15 protein-coding genes are annotated in these 17,115 nt (G+C 35.0%); all 15 read left to right on the top strand.

What is annotated here, in order from left to right; genetic code table 11:
- Window positions 1–121: 121 nt before the first annotated feature.
- A complete protein-coding gene (locus tag KO527_RS20645) occupies window positions 122–1,123 on the top strand; it encodes an exopolysaccharide biosynthesis polyprenyl glycosylphosphotransferase (protein ID WP_216042150.1) in 1,002 nt (333 codons plus the stop codon).
- Window positions 1,123–1,866 carry a glycosyltransferase family 2 protein gene (locus KO527_RS20640; RefSeq protein WP_216042149.1) on the top strand — a complete coding sequence of 248 codons (744 nt, stop codon included), beginning with the start codon at window positions 1,123–1,125 and terminating at the stop codon, window positions 1,864–1,866. Before KO527_RS20645 ends, KO527_RS20640 begins: the two co-directional genes overlap by 1 nt.
- A gap of 331 nt (window positions 1,867–2,197) precedes the next feature.
- Window positions 2,198–2,608, top strand: a complete 411-nt coding sequence (gspG, locus tag KO527_RS20635; protein ID WP_252733936.1) for a type II secretion system major pseudopilin GspG — start codon at window positions 2,198–2,200, stop codon at window positions 2,606–2,608.
- Window positions 2,608–4,260: a GspE/PulE family protein gene (locus KO527_RS20630; RefSeq protein ID WP_216042148.1), complete on the top strand. Its 1,653-nt coding sequence runs from the start codon at window positions 2,608–2,610 to the stop codon at window positions 4,258–4,260. The genes gspG and KO527_RS20630 overlap by 1 nt, the downstream gene beginning before the upstream one ends.
- A complete protein-coding gene (locus KO527_RS20625) occupies window positions 4,260–5,462 on the top strand; it encodes a type II secretion system F family protein (RefSeq protein ID WP_216042147.1) in 1,203 nt (400 codons plus the stop codon). The genes KO527_RS20630 and KO527_RS20625 overlap by 1 nt, the downstream gene beginning before the upstream one ends.
- Window positions 5,463–6,034: 572 nt before the next feature.
- Entirely contained in the window at window positions 6,035–7,462 is a 1,428-nt protein-coding gene (locus tag KO527_RS20620; RefSeq protein WP_216042146.1) for a mannose-1-phosphate guanylyltransferase/mannose-6-phosphate isomerase, read from the top strand.
- Between the two features lie 15 nt (window positions 7,463–7,477).
- Window positions 7,478–8,761: a Vi polysaccharide biosynthesis UDP-N-acetylglucosamine C-6 dehydrogenase TviB gene (gene tviB, locus KO527_RS20615; RefSeq protein ID WP_216042145.1), complete on the top strand. Its 1,284-nt coding sequence runs from the start codon at window positions 7,478–7,480 to the stop codon at window positions 8,759–8,761.
- An 11-nt stretch (window positions 8,762–8,772) separates the two neighbouring features.
- On the top strand, window positions 8,773–9,720 hold the full coding sequence (locus tag KO527_RS20610) for a Gfo/Idh/MocA family oxidoreductase (protein WP_216042144.1): 948 nt from the start codon (window positions 8,773–8,775) through the stop codon (window positions 9,718–9,720).
- Window positions 9,720–10,307, top strand: a complete 588-nt coding sequence (locus KO527_RS20605) for an acyltransferase (protein ID WP_216042143.1) — start codon at window positions 9,720–9,722, stop codon at window positions 10,305–10,307. The genes KO527_RS20610 and KO527_RS20605 overlap by 1 nt, the downstream gene beginning before the upstream one ends.
- A 2-nt stretch (window positions 10,308–10,309) precedes the next feature.
- On the top strand, window positions 10,310–11,401 hold the full coding sequence (locus KO527_RS20600) for a DegT/DnrJ/EryC1/StrS family aminotransferase (protein WP_216042142.1): 1,092 nt from the start codon (window positions 10,310–10,312) through the stop codon (window positions 11,399–11,401).
- 5 nt (window positions 11,402–11,406) lie between these two features.
- A complete protein-coding gene (locus KO527_RS20595) occupies window positions 11,407–12,363 on the top strand; it encodes a hypothetical protein (RefSeq protein WP_216042141.1) in 957 nt (318 codons plus the stop codon).
- The gene (locus tag KO527_RS20590; RefSeq protein WP_216042140.1) at window positions 12,356–13,303 is read left to right on the top strand and encodes a pentapeptide repeat-containing protein; all 948 of its coding nucleotides are present in this window, start codon (window positions 12,356–12,358) and stop codon (window positions 13,301–13,303) included. Before KO527_RS20595 ends, KO527_RS20590 begins: the two co-directional genes overlap by 8 nt.
- The gene (locus KO527_RS20585) at window positions 13,296–14,519 is read left to right on the top strand and encodes a glycosyltransferase (protein ID WP_216042139.1); all 1,224 of its coding nucleotides are present in this window, start codon (window positions 13,296–13,298) and stop codon (window positions 14,517–14,519) included. Before KO527_RS20590 ends, KO527_RS20585 begins: the two co-directional genes overlap by 8 nt.
- Before the next feature lie 62 nt (window positions 14,520–14,581).
- Window positions 14,582–15,553 carry a hypothetical protein gene (locus tag KO527_RS20580; protein WP_216042138.1) on the top strand — a complete coding sequence of 324 codons (972 nt, stop codon included), beginning with the start codon at window positions 14,582–14,584 and terminating at the stop codon, window positions 15,551–15,553.
- Window positions 15,554–15,555: 2 nt separating this feature from the next.
- Window positions 15,556–17,115 (top strand): class I adenylate-forming enzyme family protein, encoded by a 1,560-nt coding sequence (locus KO527_RS20575; protein ID WP_216042137.1) that lies wholly within the window; start codon window positions 15,556–15,558, stop codon window positions 17,113–17,115.

The raw sequence follows: 17,115 nt of genomic DNA, 5'->3' as shown, positions 1-17,115 counted from the left end.
TTAATTGAAAATTATGACCGTTTTATTATAATGAACGGTCTGATTTTTTAAGTTTTGTTTATTTTATTCTTAAATTGTTGAAAAATTCTTTTATTTTAGTAAGTTAGATTGGTCGTGTTTAATGGATTTTAAAATTGGTGATGCGGAACTGTTAGATGGTTCTGAATTAAATATCAAAAAGGTAAGATATAATGTTAAGCGATTTAAATCTAAAAAACAGGTGTTAAAACAAAAGAAAATTTATGTTTATTGTCCTGAAGATAAAATTGATGATATCCATAAAATAAAACATGACTACTCATTTGATATGGTAATTAATGATTACTCTATTGAAGACTTTAGCTATAAAGTTGTTTGTCATTATGAAAGCTCTCGCTTAGATAAAGATAAAAGGCAATTCTTAGTAAGAGCGACAGAGTCTGGCGCTTGGGTAGAGCCGTTAGTCAGTTACTTAGACTCAAGACTAGGTTATACCGAAATAAAACTTCTACACAGTGGTTACTTCCTACATCAAAAGTCATTTTCTATTTTATCAACAAGACGTACTCAATTAGCCAAGCGTAGCATCGATATTTTCACTGCAATTTTATTATCATTATTTGCTCTACCGATCGGAATTTTAGCTGCATTAGCCATAAAAATCGAAAGTAAAGGACCAATATTTTATCGACAGCAACGAACTGGTCAATATAACGACGTATTTGAAGTAATTAAATTTCGCTCGATGAGTAATGATGCCGAAAAGTCAGGTGCACAATGGGCAAGTGAAAACGACTCAAGAATCACACGTGTTGGTAGTTTTATACGTAAAACGCGTATCGATGAATTACCTCAAGTGATAAATATCCTTAAAGGCGAAATGTCAATTATCGGACCGAGACCTGAGCGCGAAATTTTTATAACGGGTTTAGAAAAAGAAATACCATATTACCGCTTTAGACATGCTGTAAAACCTGGAGTTACAGGGTTAGCTCAGGTAAGTTACCCTTATGGCGCGTCAGTTGAAGATGCAGTATGGAAGCATAAGTATGATATTCATTACATAAAACATCATTCAACTTGGGCGGATATTAAGATCTTATTTAAAACAATTAAAGTTGTATTATTTGGCATGGGTCGATAATGAATAATTTAGTTTCGGTGATTATGCCTACATATAATTCATCTAAAACTTTATTTGCGAGCGTGCAAAGTGTTTTAAGTCAAATCTATACTGATTGGGAATTATTAATAGTTGATGATTGCTCGTCAGATAATACTTGGAATCTAATTCAAGAGCTAGCTGACTCAGATAGCCGAATTAAAGTATTTCAAAATGAATCTAACTTAGGTGCTGGAGGTTCCAGAAATAAAGCGATAGAGCAAGCAAAAGGTCGCTATATAGCTTTTTTAGATTCTGATGATAAATGGTGTGAGCATAAATTAGAAAAACAAATTACTTTTATGAAAGAAAACAAAGTTGCTTTTTCTTATACTGGCTATCAAAAATTTAATTCAGAAGGTTTACAAGGTAAAGTTATCCCACCTGAATTTGCGACATATAAAAAACTGCTCGTTTCTAACTATATCGGGTGTTTGACCGTAATATATGATAAATTTATATTAGGTAAGCACTACATGCCTTTGATCCGAAAGCGCCAAGACTTTGGTTTATGGCTTAAACTACTTAAGCAATGTGGAAACGCACAAGGTATTCCTGAAATACTAGCTTATTACTCAGTAGATACCGGAATGACACAAAATAAATTTAATATATTGAAATGGCAGTGGATATTTTATAGAAATGAATTAAATTTAAGTTTCATAAAAACAGCCTATATATTTCCTATCTACGCCTACAAAGGTATTTTCAAAAGCCTCAAATAGGAGGTTGTAGTAAACGTAGGCTAAAATTTGCTTACATCCATATAGGCAAGCATCTCCTACAGTTAAATCCTACATTCGGTTTTTGTAGGTTGGCCTTTAGGCTAACGATTTTAAATGAAAAGCTTAAGCTGATGTGGTCTAGTAGGCAGGGCTTCTGCCGCGAAAAAATTGAAATAAAACCAAAGCGCAGATAAATCTGCGCTTACATGTTCGGACAGAATATTTTAATATTAACTAACAATTTTAAAACTAAGCAATTAGGTTTATTTAATCGACACCTGTAATCATTATTGATAATATCTTTGCCACTGTTATTTCTTCTAAAAAAATTATGACTAAACAAAACATTAAAAAGCAAAATGGTTTTACAATGATTGAATTACTTATTGTAATTGTTATTTTAGGCTTGTTAGCATCATTAGTAGCTCCAAAATTTTTCAATCAATTAGGTACCGCCGAGCGTGGCATTGCAAGTGCTCAAATGAACGCATTTGAAACTGCATTAGATACATACAGATTAGATATGGGTAGCTACCCAGAAAAACTAGAAGATTTACGAAAAAGTGATAAACCTCGTTGGGATGGTCCGTATTTACCAAAAGATTTACCACTAGATCCTTGGGGAAACCCATATGTTTACACTATTCCTGGTGAAGATGGTAATCCATATAAAATAATGTCTTTTGGTGCTGATGGTCAGCCAGGTGGCGCAGACGCAAATGAAGATATAGTTCATAAATAATGCAATTAAATCAACTTCTAATTAAAGATTTTTCAGTTTCACCTGATGATGTAACAAAAGCTGAAAACTTTCAAAAAAAATACGGTGGTCGTTTAGAGCAAATTCTTGTAAATATGGGAAGTTTGCCAGACGATCAAATATCACAAGTATATGCTCAGCTATTTGATTTACCACTGGTAGATATAAGCGACTGGCTAGATACAGTAACACCTGAAGTTGATGAGAATGTAATTAGTTTTTTATCAGAAAACCAATGGGTACCATTATCAAAAGATGGTGATGATTGGTCTTTTGCTTGTCGGTTTCCGCTTGAGTTAGCCGTTAACGAGTGGTTAAGCCAAAATAATATAAATGCAAAAATATATTTGGCGAACGAATCAGATATAAATGCGCTTAGTGCCAAGTTTTCAATAGATAATAATATTGAAAATGAAAACGAGTTCTTAGGTGATGAAGAAGAAAAACTTAGAGAATTAGCAACAGAAGCACCAACAGTAAATCTACTCAACTCTTTGATTACCCGAGCTTTAAGGCAGGGCGCATCAGATATGCATTTAGAGCCATTTAATGGTCGTTATAGGGCGCGATTTAGGGTTGATGGTGTATTGCACGAAGCTGAAACGTTAGCGCCAAGAATGCAATTGCCTATAGTGACACGCCTAAAAATATTATCAGGCATGGATATTGCTGAAAAACGCCGTCCTCAAGATGGCAAAATTGAAATGAAAATAGCTAATCAAGAATTAGATATTCGTGTTTCAGCGCTGCCATTAAATGATGGCGAATCTATGGTTATGCGTTTCTTACGTAAAGATAATGTGCAATATGATATGTCGGTATTAGGGCTTTCTACCGATATTGAAACCATGATCCGCGAAGATATAAAAACAACTGCGGGTGTGGTATTGCTAACAGGGCCAACAGGCTCAGGTAAAACAACAACGCTATATACTTTTTTAAATGCACTGAATAATGATGATGTAAAAATAATTACACTCGAAGATCCAGTGGAATACCAATTGCCAGGCATAAACCAAGTTCAAGTAAACTCTGATATTGGATTTGATTTCTCTGCAGGTTTGAGAAGTATAGTTCGGCAAGATCCCGACATTATAATGTTAGGTGAAATACGAGATAAAGAAACTGCACAAATTGCATTACAATCGGCATTAACAGGGCATTTAGTATTTTCAACGGTACATACAAATGATGCTGCAAGTGCGTATACGCGTTTATTAGATCTAGGTGTAGAAGAGTTTTTACTTAATGCCGCATTAGTTTCAATAGTCGCGCAAAGGCTTGCACGTAAAATATGTTCTGGATGTTCAAAACCTCATCCTGAAGCAGCACAATTAATCGAAAAATATCAATTAAAAGCATTGGCCGATAAATTTAATCTTGCAGAAATTAACTTAATGCAAGGTCAAGGATGTGAGCAGTGTAGTGGTTCTGGCTATAAAGGTCGTATGGCAGTGACAGAGTACTTACGTTGTGATGATGAAATAAAAGCAATGCCAAAAGATTCAGACTTTATTCCAAAAGCCAAGCAACATAATGCTGACATGCAAAGGCGAACATTACTCGAAGATGGTTTTTATAAAGCGATATTAGGGTTAACAACCGTTGAAGAAGTCGTGCGAGTAGCGGGTTAATGGCATTATTTTCATATAAAGCATACGATAATTCAGGCGCTAAAGTAGAAGGTCAGATAGAGGCTAAAGATAAACTAGTTGCGCTTTCTGATTTGAAAAAACAAAACTTGTTGCCTTCAGAAGTAAAAGTATTGGCTGATGCAAAACAGTCAATTTTAAACTTTAATAATAAAGTTACCTTGTCTGATTTAGAGTTTTTAACATCTGAGCTGAGTCTATTACTGGAATCAGGCGTTAGAATTGATCGCGGCATAGATATTATTAAACGCACTAAAGCTAAGCCCGCTTTAGCTAAATTGTTAAATAGTATTAGTGCTAATCTTAAAAAAGGTAAAAGCCTATCTGAGTCAGTAAGAGAGCACAGTGATATTTTTGATCCTCTTTACTGTAACTTAATAGAATTAGGTGAAGCATCTGGTAATTTGAGTGAAATATTCGCAGGTTTAGCAACAGACTTAAAATTTAGACGTGATTTACAAAGAAAAATAATCAGCTCACTGGCTTATCCTCTTGTGATATTTTTTGTATGTTTGCTGAGTATCTTTTTTATATTTAACTTTATCATTCCTAAAATGTCGGCCATGTTTACCGATGTAGAAGCACTTCCTTGGTATACAAGCATGATGCTATCTACCAGTGAATGGATGATTAAATACCAAGGTTTTTTAGTCATAGGTACTATCGCCAGTGTATTTGGATTAATAGCAGCCACCAAACAACCTAAATTTATAAAATGGTGGCAAGGGCTAAGCCTTAAGCTACCAATAGTAAAAACAGCAGTAGTAACAGTAGAGCGAATTCGTTTTAATAGCGGTTTAGCCATGATGGTTAAAGCCGGAGTACAAATAGATAAAGCTATAGGGTTATCTGCAGGTAATATAAAAAATCAAATATTACAGCGTGAAATAGTAATCGCTAAAAATAAAATAAAAGGCGGCAGCGCATTAACGCCAGCCCTAAAGCAAACATCACTTTACCCCGACTTTTTTATATCTTTACTTGAAGTAGGTGAAGAATCAGGAAATCTAGCCCGCGTTTTTGAAGAAATAGCAAATAGATCCCGCCAAGAGTTCGAAAGTTGGACAGAAAGAATGACAACGCTGCTAGAGCCTCTAATGATATTATTTATGGGCGGCTTTGTAGGCGGCGTAGTAGTAGTTATGTTATTAAGCATGGTTTCAATAAACGAGTTAGGAATTTAAAAAGTAGTTTGTAGATTTAGTTTAAACCACATTTTTGTAGGCTCGAATTTATTCGCGCATGTTTTAAGAACAATGCAGGGAGTAATTGTCGATAAGTCGCGTTTAAGTATTTTGTGCTTTAGTAGGTTGGCCTTTAGGCTAACGGTTTTAAATGATTTAGCCCGAAGCCTTAGCTACAACTCAAAGCTATCGATAACTGCTCCTGCGTTACTCTTGTACCTACAGCCATGTAGGCAAGGGCTGAGATCCAGCGTAGGCTCGAATTTATTCGCGCTAATATTACACAAGTTTAGCCTCCGTCATTCCCTAAGTGTTTAATAGGGAATCTTGTTTTTTGGTTTAAGATGAAAACTAGATCTCCGATAAAACACCTCGGAGATGACGAAAAAAAAGGCTTATCTATCTTTGCAGGCTCGAATTTATTCGAGCATGCTTTAATCGTAATGATTTAAAAACCACTCAAAAATAACTCTTAAACCATAAACCTAATTGTTATTTACATCCATTAATGTAAAATACTTAGGTTGTTTTTTTAAGGGACTGTAAACAACGTCCCCATAAAGTGATTTATTTTGAATAATGTATTTCCAGTAATATTATCAGGTGGTTCAGGAACTAGGCTTTGGCCTCTTTCTCGTAAACATTACCCAAAGCAGTTTTTAAAACTAACTAGCAATTATACAATGCTACAAGAAACGGCATTACGCCTTTCAGGTTTTAATAACCCAATCGCTGTTTGTAATGAAAACCACCGTTTTATATTAGCAGAACAATTACACGAAATAGGTCAAGAGCCAACCTCTATAATATTAGAACCAGTCGCACGCAATACTGCGCCAGCAATTGCATTAGCAGCTTTTAGAGCATTAGAAGAAAACGAAAATTCAATTTTAGTAATTTTAGCTGCAGATCATGTAATAGAAGATACATCTGGATTTCAATCAGCTGTAGAGCAAGCTGTAGAAGCAGCACAAAATGATGCGCTAGTAACATTTGGTATTGTACCTACAGGCCCTGAAACAGGTTTCGGCTATATCCAAGGCGTAGGCGTGAATACTAAAGATTCAAATTCAAAAAATTCACTTGAAATTTGCCAAATTGAAAAATTCGTCGAAAAACCAGATCTAGAAACAGCAAAGTCGTACGTTGAAAGCGGAAACTACTATTGGAACAGCGGTATGTTTGTATTCAAAGCACAAGCATACTTGAATGAGCTAAAACAGCATAACCCTGAAATGTACAATTCATCTCAAGCGGCATATAACAATGCACAAATAGACTTAGACTTTGTACGTGTAAATAAAGCCGACTTTGAAAAATGCCCAGATGATTCCATTGATTATGCTGTAATGGAACAGACATCTAAAGGATTGCTATTACCGATAGATGTAAATTGGAATGACATAGGTTCATTTTCAGCATTATGGCAAGTTTTAGATAAAGACGATCAAGGCAATGTTAATTTAGGTGACATAAAAAATATCGACTCAAAAAATTGCTTAGTGCAATCCGAAAACCAATTTGTAGCAACAATAGGTGTTGAAGACTTAGTTGTAATTGGCACTAAAGATTCAATATTAGTAGCTCATAAAAATAAAGTGCAAAATGTAAAAAAAGTAGTCGCATACTTAAATAAAACCAACCGTACAGAGCATTTATTACATAGGGAAGTACATCGCCCTTGGGGTAAATATGATTCAGTTGATAATGGTCATAGATACCAAGTTAAGCGTATTACGGTAAAACCAGGTGCATCGCTTTCTAAGCAAATGCACTACCATAGGGCTGAGCATTGGGTTGTAGTTTCAGGTACGGCAGTTGTAGAAGTTAATGGAAAAAAATCAATTCTCAGCGAAAATCAGTCGATTTATATTTCAATAGGATCTAAACATCAGCTATTAAACCCTGGGAAGTTACCATTAGAAATAATTGAGGTTCAAAGTGGTTCATATTTAGGTGAAGATGATATTGTGCGTTTTGATGATAAATATAATAGATAGAGGAGTTATAATATTATGCTAGAGAGTTTTAATAAAAAAATGACTATTGGTATTATAGGGTTGGGGTATGTAGGTTTACCACTTGCAGTTGAATTCTCTAAGGAATATTCAGTAATTGGTTTTGATATCAATAAAAAAAGAGTTCAAGAATTAAGAGATGGATTAGATTTAACTAAAGAAGTTAATAATGAAGAGTTAACAAATAACGAAAAGTTAAATTTTTCTTACGAAGAAAAAGACTTAACTGTCTGTAATATTTATATAGTAACAGTACCCACACCTATAGATGACAATAATACTCCTGATTTAACTCCTTTAATCAAAGCCTCTGAGTTATTAGGAAAGTATATTACCAAGGGTGATATCGTAATTTATGAATCTACAGTATACCCAGGCGCCACCGAAGAAGTGTGCTTACCTATTATTGAAAAGGTATCAGGGTTGGTATTTAACCAGGACTTCTTTGCAGGTTATTCACCAGAGCGTATTAACCCAGGTGATAAAGTTAATACTTTAACAAAAATAATGAAAATTACATCTGGTTCGACTCCTGAAATCGCAACTTATGTAGATAACTTATACAACTCAATCATTACAGCTGGCACGCATAAAGCGAGCTCAATAAAAGTAGCTGAAGCCGCAAAAGTCATTGAAAATACGCAAAGAGATCTTAATATTGCGATCATTAATGAATTCGCAAAAATATTTAATCGCTTGGACATAGATACAGAAGAAGTATTGAATGCAGCTGGCACTAAATGGAATTTTTTGAAATTTAAACCAGGTTTAGTGGGTGGACACTGTATCAGTGTGGATCCATATTATTTAACCCATAAAGCGCAAGAAGTTGGGTATAGACCTGAAGTGATATTAGCTGGACGCCGCATAAATGACGGTATGGGTGAATATGTAGCAACCCAGTTAGTTAAAAAAATATCAAGCAACAAAATTCATATCGATGAAGCTAAAGTTCTAGTCTTAGGTTTCACTTTTAAAGGTGATTGTCCTGATGTTAGAAATACAAAAATTATTGATATTATAAAAGAATTAAAAGACTTTAATATGGATGTTGATGTATATGATTCATGGGCTAATCCTGATGAAGTAAAACATGAATACGGAATTTCATTAGTTAATCAACTAAACAAAGGGCATTATGATGGTATTGTATTAGCCGTAGATCATGATGAATTTAAAGCCATGGGCGTTGAAAAAATTAGAGCATTAGGTAAAGAAAAACACGTTCTTTACGATGTTAAACATGTTTTTGGTTCAACTGATTCAGATATTAGATTATAAAAGGAATTCCAATGAAAAATTTTGCATTAATTGGTGCCTCAGGGTACATCGCACCACGCCACATGAAAGCGATAAAAGAAACCGAAAATCATTTAAGTGTGTGTTATGACATAAATGACTCTGTTGGCATTATTGATAGCATCTCTCCACAAAGTGAGTTTTTCACTCAATTTGAACGCTTTTATGATCATGCTTATAAGCTAAAAAGAAACGACAATACACGACTAGACTACGTTTCTATCTGTTCACCTAATTACTTACATCATTCTCATATTACAGCTGGTTTACGTTTAGGTTGTGATGTTATATGTGAGAAGCCATTAGTGCCAACAATCGAAGAGCTAGATGATTTAGCGCTAGTTGAAAAAGAAACAGGCAAAAAAGTTTATAACATTCTTCAATTACGCCATCATCAAGCTATTTTAGATTTAAAAAAGAAAGTTGAATCTAGTACATCAGATGAAAAGCACGAAGTAGACCTAACCTATATCACTTCACGTGGTAAATGGTACATGGAAAGCTGGAAAGGCGACCCTCGTAAATCATTTGGTGTAGCTACAAACATTGGCGTTCACTTTTTTGATATGCTTCATTTTATATTTGGTAAATTACAGCGTAATGATCTTCATTTTATGAATGATGATAAAGCGTCTGGATATTTAGAATATGAGAATGCTAGAGTTAAATGGTTTCTGTCAATCGACGCAAATGACCTACCGCAAAGCGTAGTGGGTAAGCAGCCAACATTCAGATCTATCACGTGTGATAATGAAGAGTTAGAGTTTTCTGGTGGCTTTACAGACCTGCATACAATCAGTTATCAAGAGATCTTAGCTGGTCGAGGTTATGGAATTGAGGATGCGCGTCATTGTGTTGAAACTGTTCATAAAATTCGCCAAGGCAAAACGCATATCGAAACACAAGATGAAGTACACCCATTTGTAAAGAGCCAGCTATAATGGCTCTTTTTACACAACACGAAAGTGCAATTGTTGACGATGGTGCACAAATAGGCGATAACTCTCGCGTATGGCATTTTGTTCATATTTGCGGTGGTGCAGTAATTGGCCAAGAATGTTCGTTAGGTCAAAATGTTTTTATTGGTAACAAAGTAACAATCGGCAATAACGTAAAAATTCAAAATAACGTCTCTGTTTACGATAATGTACATATTGAAGATGATGTTTTTTGTGGCCCGAGTATGGTATTCACAAATGTTTATAACCCGCGCTCATTCATAGAGCGTAAAACAGAGTATCGTGATACTTTAGTAAAAAAAGGAGCGACACTTGGCGCTAATTGCACAATTGTTTGTGGAATTACTGTCGGTGAATATTCACTTGTTGGAGCCGGTGCAGTTATAAATAAAAATGTTCCAGCTTTTGCACTTATGGTTGGCGTACCTGCTAGACAAATTGCTTGGATCAGTAAGTATGGCGAGCAGCTTTCCCTACCTTTAACGGGTGAAGGCTTAGAAACGTGCGCTCATACAGGTGATACTTACCAACTTTCAGGTTCAGAGCTCACTTTGCTCATAAAGGAATAGAAATGCAATTTATTGATTTAGCGGCCCAATACAAACATTTACAAACCAAGATCGATGCTCGAATTAAAACGGTATTAGAACATGGTAAATATATCATGGGACCTGAAGTACAAGAGTTAGAGCAAAAACTAGCAGATTATGTAGGTGTAAAACATGCGATAACATGTGCTAATGGTACTGACGCATTACAACTCGCAATGATGGTCTTAGATATAAAACCCGGAGATGCTGTTTTTTGTCCAACATTTACTTTTTTCGCGACTGCAGAAGTAATTGCTTTAGCTGGAGCGACGCCTGTTTTTGTTGATTCCGATGAAGCAACTTTTAATATTTGTCCTAAAGATCTAGAAAGTAAAATTCAGCAAACAATTACTGAAGGTAAGCTAAAACCTAAAGCGATCATTTCAGTTGATTTATTTGGCCTTCCAGCTAATTATCCTGAGCTTGAACGCATAACGAAGCTGTTTGACCTTAAATTGGTCGAAGATGCTGCTCAAGGCTTTGGTGGTTCGATTACGGATAATCAAGGTAATCGTAAAAAATCAGGTAGCTTTGGTGATATCGCTACTACAAGTTTTTTCCCTGCTAAACCACTAGGTTGTTATGGTGATGGTGGTGCTATTTTTACGAATAATGATGATTATGCTGAACTCGTAAAATCATACCGTGTTCACGGTAAAGGTAAAGATAAGTACGATAATGTGCGAATAGGCATAAATAGCCGTTTAGATACTATTCAAGCAGCAATTTTGTTAGAAAAGTTAGCTGAATTTCCGCAAGAGCTAATTAATAGAAACAAATCTGCAGCTAAATATGAAAGTGAACTATGTAACAAATACAATACACCTAAAGTTCCAGTTGGTTATACTAGCTCATGGGCTCAATACACCTTATTAGATGCTAAGCGAGATGAGATTATGGCTGAGTATAAGGCAAAAGGTATTCCAACCATGATTTATTACGCTACTTGTATGCATCAACAAACAGCCTTCAAAGAGCTTGGTTATCAAGAAGGTGATTTCCCTGTTGCTGAGCGCTTAGCTAAACAAGTATTTAGCTTACCTATGCACCCTTATTTAAATCATATTGTTTAGCAAAAATGAATAGCACTTTATTTTTTTTAAAAAAGTCAATTTACTACAAAACAAAATTTTATGCATTGCTTTGTTATATAGTTTTATCTTTACTTTCTACTTTTTTATTGATTAGCACTATCACAGGTTACGATAGTGTTAATCAATGGTTAGGTGATAGTGAGGTGACAGAGGTTATGAAAAACGTGATCTGGGCGTGTGCTGTGATGTTGTTTTTTATATTACAAGAAATTATGCAGTTTCAAGGAAAGAAAACGATATTAAAATTTTCTGTCATGTATGAAGTTAAACTCTATAACATAATAATTGCCAAGAAGGATATGCTGAATGCGGAAACTAGCACTAGCCTTTTAAAGGCGTTGAAAACTGATGTACCTTGTATGTTAAGGGGTTTTAGAGCTCTGCTGACATGTTTATCACCCTTATTGATGATAATTGCAGTAATCATCTATTTATATATTCTGATACCGGTATTTGTTCTCATTTTATGTGTTGCTTTTATCGTTTTTATTAGTTTGCAAATTATCATGCTGAAAAAAGGTGAGGAATTAGGTCGAGAGTTTAATCGGGTAAATCTTAAGCGAGCACGAGTATTCACGTTCCATGTAAATAATACTGGTAATGATTTAAACTGTATTAATGATGCAATATCTGACTATAAATCGGGCTTCCTCAATAGAATGTTATCGATTGAGTTTAATCGGTTATTCTCAACCGCATCTGTGTTTTTTGTCATTATAGTGTTTTCTATTTTTTCAGTTGTGGTTATTGGCCCTAATGATTTCTTTCAAATTTTGAAAGAGAATATAATTATATTATTTTTATCTCTTATAACAGTTACACAAATATCAACTATCGGGAGCTCTCTTTCGACATACTTTTTAATGAGAGAGAATTTTGAAGATCTATATCAAGTATTTATTAGTCTGAAATTGACTGAAGGAATGAATAAAAGTGGATGAAAATTTCGTAAATAAATTAAAAAAACATCAAGAATGGTTGAAAACAGATCATAAATCAGGTGAACCTGCAGAATTTGTAAATGATGATCTTTCTGATATGACTTTTGAAAAAGTAGACTTTTCAGGGGTTGTTTTTAGAAATGTGACTCTTAGGAGAGCTTACTTTAAAGATTGTTTATTCGATTATGCAATGTTCAGTAATTCTTTTTTTCAATATGCGAAGATAATAAACTGCAGTTTTAAAAGCTCGAAGCTAATTAATTGTAGATTTGAAGGTGGAGTGTTAGAAAACATTGATTATTCTACTGCTTCCATTATAAAGTGTGAATATGATTTTTTTAATATGAAGCATATTAGTTTTGTTAGTACAGAGTTGAAAGATCTGGCATTCACTAAATGCAGACTGACTGATGTTACATTCTCAAATTCAAATATGCAGAGATTAACGTTTTTAGAGAGTATTTTTCGGAATGTAATACTAACTGATTGCAGTAGTGAAATGGTTTACAGTAATGAATGTGAATTTACTTTTATGGAAAATGAAACTCGCAAGATGTTTCCTGAAAAGGTTTGTAGTGAAGACACTGAGTTATTTATTAATCATAATAGAACTTTACTGTCTGAATTAACCCTGAAGGTCAGTATTTCCAATACATTAGATAAATTTATTCTGATGGTTAAAGGTGTGGGTGCTTGTGTTTTTCTGGGTTTAATAATTTCTTTATTTATCACTTTAGATCTTGCAGCAGTTAATGATTTTATGTCTCTTGTAGCATCAAAACCTTACCTTGTAGAAAATATCCCGTTAATAGTATTAGCATTGGTTTTATTAATGATAGTACTATTTATTTTGAGAATAATAAAAGCAAAAACAATAATTAAAATCGCAGGTTTGCAAATGGAAAAAGATAAAGCATTAACGGTGTTTGAAAATGAATAAGAAAATAGCTGTGTTAGTATCTAATCCTTGTAATTCAGATGCTAGAGTCCTTAAAATGGCGTATGCTGCCCGTGAACTAGGATATGAAGTTAGAGTGTTTGGTATTACGGGGCTAAATATTCCCGCATTTGAAGTTTTAAACGGTATTTCCTTTAAAAGAAATGAATGGAAACCAGTAGATCTGGCATTAAACTCATGGCCACTAAAGGGTTGTACTTTTTTTAGTATGTTTTTAGCCAAAGTTATTGCAGTTAAACTAATGCCTTTTATAAAATACAAATTATTTTCAAAAATTTTTATTGATGACTTAATCGCTTACGGACCGGATTTGATACATTCACATGACTTTTTATGTCTACCGACTGCAGTTAAAGTAAAAAAGGCATTGCCTGATGTTAAAGTTATTTATGATGCACATGAATTGGAAGTTCACCGAAACCCTCCTTTGCCCTTTATTAAGAAAAATTTTGTAAGATGGTTAGAAAAAAAATGTGCAAAACAGGCTGATGGTATTATTACTGTTGGCAATGAAATAGCAAACATACTTTCAAAATCGTTTAAAAAGAATGTCACGGTCTTATATAATAGCCCTGTCATTTCTTCCTACATACATAATATAAGAGAAGATTTAAACTTAGCGGCTGATGTGCGACTTATCATATACGTCGGCAAGGTAACTGTTGGACGTGGCGTTGAAGATATTATTCGACTCATGCCTCAGTTAGAAGATGTGTTCTTTGCAACAATCGGACCATGTTCAGAGAAAGACAGAAAAAATATGTACAAGGTCGCAGCTATGCATAATGTTCAGCATAAAATGCGAATACTGCCTCCGGTTCCATATGAAAAAGTTGTAGAGTATATTAAAGGGGCTGATCTTGGCATTATTTCTGTCGAGCCAGTCACTCTTTCTTATGAGCTTTGTATGCCTAATAAGTTATTTGAACTGAGTTTTGCCGATATACCAATACTGGCAAATGATTTACCGGAACTTAAGAAATATATCGAATCCATTGGAAATGGCAGGTTGATGGAGTTTGAAAATAAAGAGGTTATGGCTAGCACAATATGCGAAATGCTGTATGATAAAAAAGATTATCTGTTTGCCGGTAACGCTGAGAAAGCAAGTAGGCTTGTAGAGTATTCATGGACAGAACAAAAAGTTAAATTAGAAAAAATGTATTTAAATTTGCTAAATATTAACGCTAACAACTAAATTATTAACCAATAAATTGCAAAAGTATAATGTAAACGGGTATATTGACAGTAGATAATATTATGAATGAAAAAATGAAAAAAGGTGCAAGTGTGTTGGTAAATACTTGTGCTGAAGTGAAACAAGGCGAACAAGCATTAATTATTGTTTCACCGGCAACAATGAATGTGGGACTTGTGGTTTTAGACGAGCTAAAACATAAAACTAATAGCATCATATTCGAATGTATGCCTGAACCAAAAATTCATGGAGAAGAACCTCCTGAAACTGTTGCTAAGAATATGATGGCCGCAGACATAGTTTTTTGTTTGACACCTATGTCTCTTGCGCATACAAAAGCTAGGAAAGATGCAACATCAGCAAAAACCCGTTATTTAAGCCTGCCTGATTATTCATTAAATGTATTGAAATCGCCAGCTTTACACACTGATTTTACCGAAATAGAGCCAGTATGCTATGAGTTGGCTGATAAACTGGATATCGCAACTCGCGTCCGGGTCACCAATCCTGCCGGCACAGATATAACCTTTTCAATTGAAAAGCGTACGGCAAACAGATGCCCCGGTATTGTAAGAAAACCGGGTGATCTCGGTTCTCCTCCAGATGCTGAAGTGAATATTGCACCACTGGAAGGGTTTGGTGAAGGCATTATAGCCGTAGATGGTAGTGTACCCTGTCCCAATATAGGGGTGGTTGATAAACCAATCTTTCTGACTATTGAAAAAAGTACAGTTGTAAAAGTTAATTGCGAAAATAAAGAAGTTGAAGCCGAAGTTAATCGTTTATTTGAAGACGCTGGTCCTAAAAGCAGAATTATCGGTGAATTTGGCATAGGTCTAAATCCAAATGCTGTTTTGTGTGGTGTCATGCTGGAAGATGAAGGCTGCGCTGGTACAATCCATTTTGGAATTGGCTCGAATGCGACCATAGGTGGAACCAATGATGTTGCATTTCACCTGGACTTTATTTTAAGGGAACCGACCGTTTGGATTGGACAAGAAAAACTGTTAGAAGACGGTAGTATTAGGTTATAAAAATGAAAAATGCAGTAATTAGTAACGTAGCTGAAGAGTTACGCGGGATATTTAAACGCTTTGCAAACCGCACTTTAATGATTGACAGATATTCTGGTAGAGAATACAGCTATGCCGAATTTCAATCTATCAGTTTGAAAGGTGCTGTTTACCTGAAAAAATTACAACTTTGCAAAGGTGATACAATTGTTGTCATCTGTGAAAACTGTTTTGAGTTACCCTTGTTATTTGTTGCAGCCTGGACTGTTGGAGTTAAGGTTGTACCTATAAATGCAGACCTCAGTGCAGCTCAAATTACAGACATTATTGCTTCAGCAGATCCTAAAGCATGTTTTGTAAGCCAGAATGCTTTTGCATCACTCGATACCATCCATGATCTATTTCAAACTTTATCTACAATAGTTTTTTCTCCTGAGTATATGGAAGCTGATGAAAAATCATCTGTATCTTTAACGTCAATTTGGCATGAGCATCAAGAAAGTTTGGATCTGTTTGAGTATTTGGAAGATGATTTTTCGTTTCTACGTATATATACCTCAGGCTCTACTGCTGCCCCTAAAGGGATCGACGTATCTGCATCTAGGCTAATTGGCAATGAGCAGTTGTTTTGTAAGGCAATGAAAATAGATAAAGATAATCGCTTTTATAATTTATTGCCTATGTCCTATCTTGGAGGAGTCCATAACCTATTTTTGTTACCTATGTCAGTTGGCGGTTCATTTGTAATAGATCAGCCTTTGGGGCCGTCAAATGTATTCGGTTTTTGGGATTACGTTAAAAATTTCGATATTAATACGCTCTGGTTTTCCCCTACTATGTTGACCATGCTGATGGCATTGCGTGATGAAGATGATATCCTTGAAATTACCCAGAAGATTAAGTTAGCCCTGGTGGGTATGGCACCATTATCGCAAACAACAAAGTCTGAATTTGAGCAACGATTTCAATTCGAATTAAGAGAGAATTTTGCTTTATCTGAAACCACTTTTATCACCAGCCAGTTACCTGGGGTAATGTATGATGAAAATTGTAAAGGCGATGTATTAGCCGGGGTTCAAATTGAGATAATAGATCCAAATGGTCAATCTCTTGATGAAAAACAAGAGGGTGAAGTTTTTGTTAATACCCCTTTTTTGATGAAAGGCTACATAAACGCAAAACAAACAGATTTAGATGCTATCACGCCTACCGGTTTTAAAACGGGAGATCTGGGTTATTTAGATGGCGGTAAATTGTACATTGTTGGACGTGCAAAAGATTTAATCATTCGCGGTGGTTTGAATATTTCACCGGCACTGGTTGAATCTGAAGTTGCAAAGCTTCCTTATATACAGGCAGCCTCGGTTGTTGGAATTGAAAATAAATACTACGGAGAAGAAGTCGCAGCAGCGATAATCTTACGCCAGGGGCAGAACGTCACCGTTGAACAGATAGAAGATGATTTAGGCAAGATACTTCCTGTGTTCCAGGTACCTAAATCGATATTACTGGTTTCTGAATTTCCACAGGGTTTAACTGGAAAGATAGATAAAAAGCAAATACGCAAAATGTTCGATACCTGA

Source organism: Pseudoalteromonas sp. C2R02 (assembly GCF_018860845.1).
GTDB lineage: Bacteria > Pseudomonadota > Gammaproteobacteria > Enterobacterales > Alteromonadaceae > Pseudoalteromonas.
The sequence above is the reverse complement of the archived record's forward strand: the minus strand, read 5'-3'. Positions and strand labels throughout refer to the sequence as shown.